The sequence below is a fragment of the Paenibacillus sp. MER 180 genome (assembly GCF_023713665.1).
Classification (GTDB): domain Bacteria; phylum Bacillota; class Bacilli; order Paenibacillales; family Paenibacillaceae; genus Paenibacillus_B; species Paenibacillus_B suaedae.
The window spans coordinates 44,513-57,406 of record NZ_JAMAVT010000020.1 but is presented as its reverse complement, the minus strand read 5'-3'; the positions used below and the strand labels follow the sequence as shown (position 1 = coordinate 57,406).

Below are 12,894 nucleotides of genomic sequence, written 5' to 3'. Positions count from 1 at the left end.
ATGAGGGGCGATGGCCCCTCTTTTTCATGATTACCTGATTCCATACATAAGCATGCCGTTTCCATGCCCCATCTTTCTACTGATGATAAATATGCCAGTTGGTTAATCTGCAATGATTAGCTTCGTTCGTATCGACCTAAACTGCGGCGGGTAACTGGGATCGATATTCGCATCGGTAATAATGGCGTTCACGTTATCTAGTGGTGTAATGGCAATCTTAACGTCTTTTCCGAATTTGGTGCTGTTTGCCACGATATACACTTCTTTGGACAGTTCGATCATCTTCTTGCGTGTAGTAGCTTCCTCCAAATTGTAATCCGAAATCCCTCGTTCCATCGTAATGCCGCTGCAGGTGGTGGAGCCGCTGTCAATATGCACCCATGGGGATGCTGAAAATCGATCATATTCGGGCGATGCTGTCGATGCCCAGAGTTTCGGCATTATGGGAAGATCAATATGGCAGGCCATTTACAGAACAGGATGTGGAGCAGCTCTAACAGTTCCGATCATCTGGCCACAACTAGTGAAACGGATTCTTATGGCAGACCATATCCTTACATGATCCATCGCAATATGGTGCAGATTTTGCGATTGATACGATGCGTGAGCTTCCGCAATTAATCGAAGCAATCATTAAGCTGATCTCGGATGGAAAGAGACCGGGGTGTTTGAAATAAAGAAATATTGTTTGCAATATACACGGTCTAAAAATCGAATAAAGATGTGATAATATGGGGGTAGGAATTCTAGTAGAAAATAGGGGGATTACATGTCCTGGAGCAAATTGAAGCAACAACTGGAGAGCTTTCTCTGTCCTGCGTTACATGGAAGGGTCGAATACCGTGCAACGAGCTATCGTTATTTACCTGATAAAGCAGGTATTTGTTATATTTCGGTCGACAAAAAGAATGTATTCAATATGAGTGATAAAACTAGCTTAATCAAATGGTATCAAACGGAGATGGAAATTAAGAATGATTCAGAAATCCAAATTCCGATCAGCAATGAAGAAATTGAAGCGGTCAGAAAGGATACCAAGGGGACAGTTCCAGAGGATCGTCTACAAGTTATTGCAAGAAATAGAAAAATAACAGAATATGCTAGGGAGCTTTTGTCAGCACAGGCATCATTGAGTAAATCAAATTTTAACGTTGTGGCGAATCATTTTTTATCTACTTCTATAGAGGAAAGCATAGAGAGCAATGACATCTTATTGAATATTCTGGCTTTGGTGGATAGAAGAGTTGGGAAAAAGCGAATTTTAAACATGGGCGAGAAGATGAAGGTAAAGCATCCCATTGTGCAGTATTTTTATGAGCTACGGCGTAATACGTTATGACAATAAATATGTCAGGAAGTTTCTTGACTCTTCTCAAATTGGTTTTCTTGGTGGATAAACCTTAAAGACTTGAACTTTTCGTTCAGGTCTTTTCTTGCTTCTAAAGCTTTTGCAGTTCAATATAATTGGGAGGTGCAATATCAGATCATGGAAATACCCAACAAGTTAGCTGGGATTAGAGCTCCCATTAAATCAAATACGAAGAAAATCGCTTTCTCAATCGTATATGTTTTTATTTTAGGAGCCGTTTTGGGTTTAGTAGCGAAACTCGTGGATGATCCCGGCGCAAACCCTATACTTGACCACATTGGATCGCGCCTTGGCGTGTGGGTATTTGTAGCAACGCTTTTATCGGTCTTTAGCGATTCGCCTAAGCAAGCGGCTGTAAAAGTATTTACATTTTTTGTGGCGCTACTTACCGTGTATTATGTATATACAGTGTTCATATTGCATTTTTTTCCGCAAAAAGTCATTATTTTTTTGAGCATATGCGCGGTGATCTCACCTATTTGTGCATATATTATGTGGTACTCAGGTGGGAACGGATTGTTCTCCAATACTGTGTTATCCCTTCCGGCGGCGGTGTTGCTTACAGAAGGGTATAACTTACGTAATGCGTACTTGCCCGTACATACACATTATTATTTGATTCCATGGATGCAGGGAATTTATTTACTCATGATAATCATTTTGTTTCTTTCTATCGCAAAAAAAGGCAAACAATTGTTTTTGACACTTTTTATAACGATTGGATTATCTCTTCTTTTCATATATTTCAATGTTCTCGGTAGGATATTTGGTGGAATGAATGGTTTTTTATAGATTCTTCTACGCTAGCTGAATGGAAGCATTAAGTGATAGAGGGGATAACGATGTTGATTACAAGAACTGGCTTCTCTACGGCGCGGCTGCGCCGATTGGTCAATAGATCTATATTCACCCTGTAATTACGTCAATATTAAGCACTCCACATATGTGGAATCTGTGACTTTGTTAGTGGGTATAAATGAGAATGTCGAATCTACTGCAAAGTGGGTTCTATCAGTTACCGATTTATCACTACTATATTTTTTGGGGGAATATCCGATTAATAGAAAATTTCATTTAGAGAATGTCGGAAAAGAGGAAGACATTTATGCATCAAACGAAGAAGCTACTTCAGGATTCGGTTTGTTTGCTTTGTCTAATGAACGCATAGAATACCATTTTAGAGAGGAAGACATGAGTTTAGACGAAGCGGAGTCATATATTGAAAATTACTTAAATAATCTACCTGATGAAACTGTCGACGAATTATGCAAAAAAATGTGCGTTTGGAAAAATGATATACTGACAGATTGTTATCCAGATATGAAACGCCCAGATGGTTTGTGGGATGCTCAGGGTAGGGATATCTTACGGTTTATTTCAGTAAGCGATATTTATATCTACAGAAATCCTTATGATAAAAATGATACCCTATTTGGAGCAAGCATCTGGGCTGGTATGGAATGGGAATTTGAAGATGGTATTGAAATTATTATCAAAGGCAAGGAAGTTCTTGAAGTGCGTGAGTTTCTAGGTTATGGGGAATATACAATTTGGGAAGAAAACGACTATACGTAATAAGCCTTTGCAGGACTCTACTTTCCGATGTTCAGATGCACAATCTCGATTATGGAGCTGAGAAAACTTTAAGATGAACGAATAGATCCATATCATTATTAGAGAGCAGACACTATTCCTTCGGACACAATTCATGTTTTGTTCTCACTGAACACTCAACACATGTGGAAGTGGTAATATTGATGGAACGAAATGAGAAGTGACAGATTCGCTTAAGAAAGTAAAGGGACAGGCAAATCATACATGTTGAGAGTGTAGCATGGATATCTAGGGTAAAAGAGTAAGGGCTTAAAAGTCTAATAGGTTAGGGGTTTTGAGGTTTACGGGTTGGAATCCGGTGGCTCTAAAATCCCTTTATTATTACCGTAGGAACATGTCCAAGTTGCAGGGGGAAGCTGGCATGATAAGCTAGGTAGCAATGCGGAATCCTTACCTATCATGGCTTTCGTGAGTCCTCAATGGCTCCGTGTCAAATCGCGCTATGAGCCTAATTATTGTTAATCCCCCCATATTGTATTAGCGAAGAGCCACTACGAAGAAGAGTAAAACCAATTGGTAAAGTATAAGGGACTTATGGCTGAAATCTTGCGTCCTAACTTCAATAGATGAGTCTCGTTATGGAAGTGCCTTATATTTCTTTTTCAAGTGACAAGGGAGCCTTAAACAATCATAACTTTTTGCCGCATCCCCAACATGAAAGTGGAGTTTACCACGGCATGTTCTCCTACATACTGAATTGCTAGAGTTAATATAAGAATTAGAACCCTTGAAATCGCCTAATGTGGTGGTTTCAAGGTTTTTTCTCTTTTAGAGACTGTTGGATTTGATTGTGATGGGCGTGGTTTTTTTGTTATTGAAGCCGACTGTGGAAACAGAATGACATTAAAAGGGAGTGGAGTTTTACGGAGAGGATTTAGCAATTTGGCAGGAGGATCTTTTTGCGGAAGGGTGAAATAAAAACATGGCTTGTAGAATAATTACTGTAGGCTTTTGTCAAACGATATTATGAAATATATAATTATTACATAATATCGTTTGACAAAGTGGGTTTGAGGTGATTTAATATGAAATATATAGATATTTCAAAAAATCATACCTATAGTTTGGAGGCGATTTGGTTGGAGAAAAGAGGATTAAAAGAGTTCGTAACATTCGTTCCAGGTATAAATCCAACAAGGGCGCAAAAACAGTTTAAAAATCAAACAATAAATTATTATGACCAGCCGTCTTTTGAAGCTGATTATAATCATGAGGATGTATTTTTTGAAAATGAGGAAAAATGTTCATTTCAAAATAGCCCATCGTTAAATGAAGGTGATGTTGTTATCAGTAACTCGTTACAGCTTGCAACAATGGTCGGTAAAAATAATGTTGGTAAAGTGTTGTCGCTCAACTTCACAAAAATAGAGTTTGATAGCGAACAACTTGATAAGAGATATTTTCTTTTCTTGTTTAATGCTTATAAAGATGTGAGGCGTCAAAAAGAAAAGGAGTTACAGGGGAGTGGCCCTATTCTAAGAATTCCACTTCGTGCTCTTGGGGAAATTAACATTCCTGTTGTTCCCCTCGAGGAACAGAAAAAAATAGGCGCTGTTTACGCAGAAACATTGAAGCTGCAAAGTAAGTTAAACAAATACGCAGGCTTGATTGAGCAGTTTACGAGCTCAATAATTGAAGAAACCTTAAAGAGGGGAATAACTAAATGAAAAGTCAATCGGAATTAGCTTTTGAAAATGAAGTCATCGATTATTTGACCAAAATTGGTGGAGTAAAACAATGGGAATACAAAAAAGACATCAAAACAACCGAACAACTCTGGGATAACTTTAAAATGATCCTAGAACAAAACAATTGCGCCCGTTTAGATGAACGATTGTCTGTCACTGAATTTAACCAGGTGAAGAAAATCATCACTAGTATTGAATCTCCATATCAGGCCGGACAATTTTTGTATGGTGTTAACGGTGTTTCTGAAATTGAAGTTGACCTTGACAATGGTAAGCATGTGTTTTTGACAGTATTTGACCAAGCCCAAGTTGGTGGTGGAAACACTGTTTATCAAGTTGTAAATCAAATTAATCGACCAAAAGTTATTGATGGTAAGCCCAACCGTCGATTTGACGTGACGTTGCTTATTAATGGTTTACCGATTATTCAAATCGAATTAAAGAAAGCACTTCACAGTACTACAGAATCCTTGAACCAGATGGAACAGTATATTGCTGAGAAACAATACAGCGGTATCTTTTCAACCTTGCAGATTCTAATTGCGATGACACCGTTTGATATTCGTTACATGGCAAATACGCCATTCAAAAGCTTTAATCGAGCTTTCGCATTCAACTGGCAGAATGAAGATGATGCGCGCCCTGTTCGTTCATGGAAGACGTTTGCGGATAAAGCATTGTCAATTCCAATGGCTCATGATTTAGCAACACGCTACATGGTACTTGATGGTACTAAAAACAAAGAAAGTATCAAAGTCATGCGTCCTTATCAAGTCTATGCTACGAAGCGTCTGCTTGATAAAGTTAGAAAATTTGACTTCAAATACGATGATGGAAAGTTAGGATACATTTGGCACACTACGGGTTCAGGTAAGACAATCACAAGTTTTAAGACAGCTTGGCTTGCAAGTCGTCTATCTAATGTAGATAAAGTTATCTTCTTGGTTGACCGTATTGCGCTTACAAACCAAACAGCTGATGCCTATAAAGCCTATGATCCTGTTGCGGGATTTGAAGGGAAAACTGGTGTGGTGAGTGACACAGCAAATATCTCAGACCTCCATCGCAAATTAACGAAGAAGAGCGATAAGAACATCATCGTTACAAGTATTCAAAAGATGTCACGTTATGTAACGCGAGATAGCTTCAAGCCACTTAATGAAAGTATTCTTTTTATCGTTGATGAGGCCCATCGTTCAACTGGTGATGGCACTGAAAATGAAGGCATGCTTGAGGCGATCCGAAAAGCTATTCCTAATTCTGCTTGGGTCGGTTATACTGGTACACCCAAATTCCCCGAAACGCGAGAAATCTTTGGTGATATTCTACATGCTTACACAATCAAAGAAGCGATTGCGGATAAAAACGTCTTAGGGTTTAATGTTGAATTCAAGGAAACGATCGAGGCTCCCGAAGATCCAACCGAAGATGATATCGACGATAACGTTCGTGGTAGTGTTTACGATTATAGCCCAGAACATGTCAACTTGGTAGTTAAAGACATCTTCGATAATTGGAAGAAACGTTCAAATGATCGTAAGTATAATGCCTTATTTACTGTCCACGTTGGAGGTAACAAAGCAAGTACACCAAGAGCGATGGAATACTTCGATAAGTTCGTTGAAGAAAATGCGAACCGTCCAGCAGATCAACGATTAAAAGTTGCAGTGAGTTTCTCGGTAGATACATCCAATAGTATTCATCAATTGAAAACGAACGAGAATTTGCATAGAGCTATCACAGTTTATAACGCAATGTTTGGCACAGCTTTTGATATGACGACAGTTAAAGCTTACACAGAAGACTTAGCACGACGTTTGAACAAGACAGCTGATGATGGTAAGTATTTAGATTTGGTTATCGTTGTTGATCAACTTTTGACCGGTTTTGATGCCCCTGAAATGAATACGCTCTATATTGACCGAACGCTTAAGGGTGGTAACCTGATTCAGGCATACTCACGTACAAACCGAATGCATAACCTTGTCGATAAGCCTTGGGGAAATGTCGTAAATTATCGTTGGCCAGAGCAAAACGAGTATGAAATGAATAAGGCTTTTGCTATCTATTCAAATCGTGCATCTGCTGACGAACAGCTTTCACTTGAAGATTTGAAGGATGGTAACGAAGAGTCTGGTATCATTTCTAAACCATTTAGCAAGGTTCAAGCTGAGATGCAAGAAGTCATCAAGAAGCTTTCAACGCTCACGGATGATTTTGTTCAATTACCACCAAGTGAAAAAGCACAAGATGAAGTCTTTGAGAATTTGAAAGAGTACAATCGCTTACTTAGTCAGTTAAAACAATATACCGAAGATGATGACAAAAATCCTATTTCTGCCTATGATAACCCTGAAGAGTTCTATGAACGATTAGGTATTACTGAAGAACAGGAAGTCATTTTAACAACTGTAATCGCCGGTGAGTTGAAGGAACGACGTGCTAAGCGAGAAAACATTGATATTTCACAAGTCAATCTCTCTATGGTTCATATTCACGATGTTACCATCAACTATGATTACTTGATTGATTTGATTGCTCGAATGGCTGACGAAGTTCACGCGAACGAGATGTCGAAAGCGGAAATAACACGTGATGAAATCCATATTGAAATTGCCAAGTCAGATAATGAAAGAGAAAAATCTAAGATGCGCAACTTTGTATCTAAGATATTCTCAAAAGAATTTGAATTTGATCATTATCCAGCACCTCGAAGTGTTGAAAAAATGAATCAAGCGATGGACAAAGCACAAAAGGATACAAATATCCAACTTCTAACGAACTTCATCCGTACTTGGGGACTTGATAACAGTACAAAACCTAAGGAACTTGAAAGCTTGATTAAAAAACATCGATTAGGTCAAGAGGATATGGATAAACAAGGTGAATTAACAGCAATCATGAATGACGCAAGAGCTGATTATAAAGAAATTGCAGCTGAAAAGATTGCAGAATTAACTTGGGTACGATATCGTATTGAATTCCGTAAGGCATTTTATGAAATGGCTGACGAAATTAAGAAGGGTGAGTAGTCAAGTGATAAAATTATATAGCCTAAAAAAGGAGAACAGAAATGAATTTATACACAGAACGCCATGGATTAAGAAAACCAATTGCACGTACGAGTAAAATTTCAAAAGAAGTCTATACTTTGCTATTAAATATATGTCAAAAATATTATAAGAATCTAACACATATCTTCAAACTTCAACAGCATTGTTCTTTTGTGGATCAGTATTATATTGAATTTGATCGTAGTCAATTTGAAAATAGAATGGCAATAAAAATCCCTAATATTCTCAGGGATGAATATGGTCATATAGCTGCCCCACAATATAATGATGATTATGACCAATATTCATTAATTGACCTTATAGAATATGTTGCTAAAAATATAAGGGATATTTCTGAAGGATGGAATAATGATCGTTACAAAAATTATTGGGATATCCGTTGTTTGGATACAACAAATGCTTTTGATGATTATCGAAATGAAATAAACGAAATATTTCAAGAGTCGGGGTTGTTGTTTACATTAACCCACGGAAAACTTATTGAGCGTATAATAGAAAACAACCTGCTTTCACCTGCAATAGAGACACACGTACAGCAAATTACTGAATATGGGACAAGAGAATTGATGAATGATGCAATTGCATTATACAAAACACCAAATCCAGCAGCTCGCCAAGATTCAGTTGAGAAAATATGGGATGCCCTTGAGCGTCTGAAAACTTATTATACTAATCTTGACAAACGTGGCTCTGCAAACAAAGTGGTAAATGATATGAGTAACGGAAAGTCAGAATTTATCACAATTTTTGATGCTGAATTTAGGGCACTAACGGACATTGGTAATAGTTTTAGAATCCGTCATCACGAGACAAATAAAATTGATATTACAGATAATCGCCATTATGATTACTTTTTTAACCGCTGCTTGTCGTTAATTGCTTTAGCAATTCAATATTTAAAATAAAAGGAGATTAGAAATGAGTGATAAAATATCAAAATCACCTCAAATCAGATTCGCAGAATTTACAGATGTTTGGAAGCAGGTCAAGCTTAAAGATTGCTTTACAGAAAGGTCTGAACGTTCTGCTGAAGGAGAATTGATTTCTGTAACGATAAATTCAGGTGTTGTAAAAGCATCAGACCTAGACAGAAAAGATAATTCTAGTTCGGATAAGTCGAATTATAAAGTTGTAAAAGTTGGAGATATTGCGTATAACTCCATGCGTATGTGGCAGGGAGCAAGTGGTTTTTCTCCGTATAATGGTATTTTGAGTCCAGCATATACGGTCATCACACCGAAAGAAAATAGTAATCCAAAATTCTTTGCTTACAACTTCAAAAGGCATGAAATGATTTCGACTTTCCAAATAAACTCACAAGGGCTTACTTCTGATACGTGGAATTTGAAGTTCCCTGCTCTAAGCTCCATAAAAGTAGCTATACCTAGCTACGAGGAGCAGACTGAAATAGCACGCTTTTTTGAAAAACTAGACTACCAACTAGAACTCCATCGGCGTGAGTTGCAACTGCTGAAGGATACAAAAAAGAGTCTCCTTCAAAAAATGTTTCCGAAAGATGGAGCCAACGTTCCTGAAATTCGCTTTGAAGGATTTACTGACGCTTGGAAACAGCGTGAATTGAGTGATTTAATGACTTTCTCTAATGGTATAAATGCCCCAAAAGAGAACTATGGTAAGGGAAGGAAAATGATCAGCGTTATGGATATCTTAGCTAAGGAGCCACTTACCTACGAAAAAATAAGAAATTCTGTTAGTGTTGATAAAAAGATTGAAGAAAAAAACAAAGTCGAGAATGGTGATTTAGTTTTTGTTCGTTCTTCTGAGGTTTCTGAAGAAGTCGGGTGGGCAAAGGCTTATTTGCAAGATGAATATGCACTTTATAGCGGCTTTTCCATTCGAGGAAAAAGAAAAAATAATTACGACGCTTACTTTATAGAACTTTCATTAAACAACGTTCATAGAAAACAGATTGAAAGTAAAGCAGGTGGGAGCACGCGTTTTAATGTTAGCCAAGAAATTTTAAATAGCGTTATTATTTCAGAGCCAAGTCTTGATGAACAAGCGGAAATTAGCGGTTTTTTCACCCACCTCGATAACCTTATCACCCTTCATCAGCGTGAGATAAATTCGCTTGAAAATTTGAAGAAATCACTAATTCAACAAATGTTTGTATAAGAAAAGGAGACTACACAAATGAGTAATGCAACAGATATTACATCAAAGCTATGGGAAATGGCTAACAAATTGCGTGGGACAATGGATGCGAGTGAATATAAGAACTATATTTTGCCATTTATGTTCTATCGCTACTTATCAGAAAATCAAGATGAATACTTAAAAGTCAATGAGTTGGAAGAGTTCTACGAAGTGAAAGATGACACAGAAAAAGAAGATTACCTTGAAGAAATCAGTAAAGGGATCGGATATGCGATTGATCCATCCTACACTTGGGACAAAATCGTATCTAAAATTGAAAATCACAAAATCAAAGCTAGTGACTTCCAAGACATGTTTGATTCATTCAATACAAATGCTAAACGTAACGCAGTCGCAGAAGCGGACTTTGCTAACGTATTCTCAGATGTTAACCTCGGGGATACACGTCTTGGCTCAAGTACAAATGAACGTGCGAAGGCTTTGAATGATATCGTTTTGATGATCAACGAGTTCACTTTCAAAGATGATTCAGGACGTGACATTTTGGGTGACGTGTACGAGTATTTGATTGGACAGTTTGCTGCCAATGCTGGGAAAAAAGGTGGGGAATTCTATACACCTCATGAAGTTAGTCAAATTCTGGCAAAAATTGTCACGATTAATGCGGATGGTACTGGAGATCAATTCCGCGTATATGACCCTACAATGGGATCAGGTTCACTTCTTTTGACAGTTCAAAAAGAATTGCCAAATGGTGATGAAGAAGGAAGCGTTGATTTTTACGGCCAAGAGTTGAATACTACGACTTATAACTTAGCTCGCATGAACTTGATGATGCATGGTGTTAATTATCGCAATATGGAGTTGAATCGTGCAGACACACTTGATGTTGACTGGCCATTTGCTGAAAAAGATGGCACACAAATTCCTTTGAAGTTCGACGCAGTCGTAGCTAACCCCCCATATTCTCAAAATTGGGATATAAAAGACGTTGACCGAGAAAAAGACACACGTTTCAAGGGTTATGGTGTAGCACCTGCATCTAAGGCAGATTATGCTTTTGTTCTTCATGGATTGTACCATTTAGATAAAGCTGGAACAATGGCTATCGTGCTGCCACATGGTGTACTCTTCCGCGGTGCATCTGAAGGTAAAATCCGTAAGAATATCATCGATAACAATCTGTTAGATGCGGTTATTGGATTGCCAGCTAACTTGTTCTATGGGACAAGTATCCCAACATGTGTGCTGGTGTTCAAAGGTCGTGAAGCTCGAAAGAATAAAGATATTTTGTTTATTGATGCTTCAAATGAATTTGAAAAGGGTAAGAACCAAAACAAACTCTCTGCTGAGAATATTAACAAAATTATCGAAACTTACAGTAACCGTGAAGATGTTGAGAAATATGCTCATGTGGCATCTTTGGATGAAATCAAAGAAAATGATTACAATTTGAACATTCCACGTTATGTCGACACGTTTGAAGAAGAAGAAGTTATTCCACTTTCACAAGTGGCTCAAGAGTTGGTAGAAGTTAGAGCAGAAATTGCGAATTCATATGATAACTTGTTTGGGTTATTGAGTGAGTTGAACGGGACAACTGATGAAGCCAAAGAAGAACTGAGCAAATTTATCAGTCTTTTAGGTAAATAATAGTGTTGGAAAAGAGCTAAGGAGAATTTATACCTTGGCTCTTTTCACAGCGCAAGTTGGATAATGATGTTATTCCGTTTATTCGTTCTACTGAAATCAAAAGTGATTCAAAGTTAAAAGACTTGAACGAATTAATTGAGCAGGAGCAACGAAATGAAGCATTCATGAAGCAATTTCAATCGGAGCTTCAACGCTTTACTGAACTTGATATTACAAATAAGGAAATTCTTTGTAGTATTTTTCAAAGGCTCATTGATCGGATAAAAATTCAAGAAAATGGAGCTATAATAATTCTTTATATTTTAGGAATCTTTTAATTCAGGGGATATAGGCTCTTAGTCTCTAATTGCCAATAATGGGCTTTCCACACATGTGGAGTGCTGTTCACTGTAGGTATGGAAAGATTAATAATAAGATATATCTGTGTTCAGACCCTTCCTTCTTTTTTGAACAAATCGATAAAATTCCAGGCCGTGTTGGATAAGCGGTGATTTTTGAGCCATATTAGCCCCAGCGGAGAAGACATCCCAACGGTAGAAGAAATTTTGTACGCATGAATCGAAAACCCTTTATGCCGATGAAGCAATGTTTCCGGAACGATCGACGAACAAAAGTCAGTGGAAACCAACTCCATCAACAGGGCTATATCGGAACATTCGCCGACAACAGGGGGATGCATATCAAGCCTTGAGTATGCCTCCAAGATTAAATAGTGTACACCTAATCCCTGCGTGCTTGGCAATAAGAGTCGCTCGTTAGCCATGTCCGCAAGCGTTACTTCATGTTCAAACCGTTTCTGTTTCTGGGATGTAATCAAATAAAACGGTTCGGTATACAGGTGAAGAACTGAGAAATCGTCCAATTCAAGCGGTAATCGTATGAATGCTAATTCGACAGCCCGATCCCGGACTAGCTGACACAGATGAGCGGACTCATTTTGCTGGATTTTGTACGTTACCTTTGGATAGTGCTTTTGAAATTGATGTAGGATTTCAGGCAAATCAGGAACCGAAAACGTATTTACACCCATCGTCAATTTGCCGTTTACCCCATTTCCGACCTCATTCACTTCCATTTTTGCCTCTTGCATTAATTGATCCATTTGCAAGGCATAGGAATATAAGGTCTTGCCTGCATCCGTTACTTCCATGTGTTTACCGTTTCTCTCCAACAATATTGCACCGAGTTCCTCTTCCATTGCTCTCAATTGTTGGCTTAGAGGCGGTTGAGAAATATGAAGTCTTCTCGCTGCGGCTGATATGCTTTATTCCTCCACAATCGCAATAAAATAGCGAAGCTGTCTGATATCCATCGTTGCATAGACTCCTTTCTCTTAAATGAAAAACATATAGATAACTTATTTATTATATATTTTTCG

Annotated in this window: 10 protein-coding genes and 1 pseudogene; 9 read left to right on the top strand and 2 right to left on the bottom strand. The window is 37.9% G+C overall.

Annotated elements, in window-relative coordinates:
• Nucleotides 1-102: 102 nt before the first annotated feature.
• A complete protein-coding gene (locus M3661_RS24695) occupies nt 103-336 on the bottom strand; it encodes a DeoR/GlpR family DNA-binding transcription regulator (RefSeq protein ID WP_397376555.1) in 234 nt (77 codons plus the stop codon).
• 38 nt (nt 337-374) lie between these two features.
• Between M3661_RS24695 and M3661_RS30860 the strand changes: the two are divergent.
• From M3661_RS30860 to M3661_RS24650, 9 genes and pseudogenes are all read left to right on the top strand, one after another.
• Nucleotides 375-494, top strand: a pseudogene (locus M3661_RS30860) (phosphonoacetaldehyde hydrolase); the annotation flags it as partial.
• Between the two features lie 275 nt (nt 495-769).
• Nucleotides 770-1,339: an SF0329 family protein gene (locus M3661_RS24690; protein ID WP_065292871.1), complete on the top strand. Its 570-nt coding sequence runs from the start codon at nt 770-772 to the stop codon at nt 1,337-1,339.
• A gap of 147 nt (nt 1,340-1,486) precedes the next feature.
• Nucleotides 1,487-2,161 carry a hypothetical protein gene (locus M3661_RS24685; protein WP_251489462.1) on the top strand — a complete coding sequence of 225 codons (675 nt, stop codon included), beginning with the start codon at nt 1,487-1,489 and terminating at the stop codon, nt 2,159-2,161.
• A 162-nt stretch (nt 2,162-2,323) separates the two neighbouring features.
• Complete coding sequence (locus tag M3661_RS24680) at nt 2,324-2,944, top strand: DUF6985 domain-containing protein (protein ID WP_251489461.1); 621 nt, start codon at nt 2,324-2,326, stop codon at nt 2,942-2,944.
• A gap of 1,064 nt (nt 2,945-4,008) precedes the next feature.
• A complete protein-coding gene (locus M3661_RS24675; RefSeq protein ID WP_251489459.1) occupies nt 4,009-4,650 on the top strand; it encodes a restriction endonuclease subunit S in 642 nt (213 codons plus the stop codon).
• Complete coding sequence (locus tag M3661_RS24670; protein WP_251489457.1) at nt 4,647-7,703, top strand: type I restriction endonuclease subunit R; 3,057 nt, start codon at nt 4,647-4,649, stop codon at nt 7,701-7,703. The genes M3661_RS24675 and M3661_RS24670 overlap by 4 nt, the downstream gene beginning before the upstream one ends.
• Before the next feature lie 41 nt (nt 7,704-7,744).
• A complete protein-coding gene (locus tag M3661_RS24665) occupies nt 7,745-8,650 on the top strand; it encodes an AbiJ-NTD4 domain-containing protein (RefSeq protein ID WP_251489456.1) in 906 nt (301 codons plus the stop codon).
• A 13-nt stretch (nt 8,651-8,663) separates the two neighbouring features.
• Nucleotides 8,664-9,881, top strand: a complete 1,218-nt coding sequence (locus M3661_RS30855; RefSeq protein WP_397376553.1) for a restriction endonuclease subunit S — start codon at nt 8,664-8,666, stop codon at nt 9,879-9,881.
• An 18-nt stretch (nt 9,882-9,899) separates the two neighbouring features.
• On the top strand, nt 9,900-11,516 hold the full coding sequence (locus M3661_RS24650) for a type I restriction-modification system subunit M (RefSeq protein ID WP_251489454.1): 1,617 nt from the start codon (nt 9,900-9,902) through the stop codon (nt 11,514-11,516).
• 427 nt (nt 11,517-11,943) lie between these two features.
• Here M3661_RS24650 and M3661_RS24645 read toward each other — a convergent pair whose 3' ends face one another.
• Complete coding sequence (locus M3661_RS24645) at nt 11,944-12,777, bottom strand: LysR family transcriptional regulator (RefSeq protein WP_251489516.1); 834 nt, start codon at nt 12,775-12,777, stop codon at nt 11,944-11,946.
• Nucleotides 12,778-12,894: the final 117 nt, after the last annotated feature.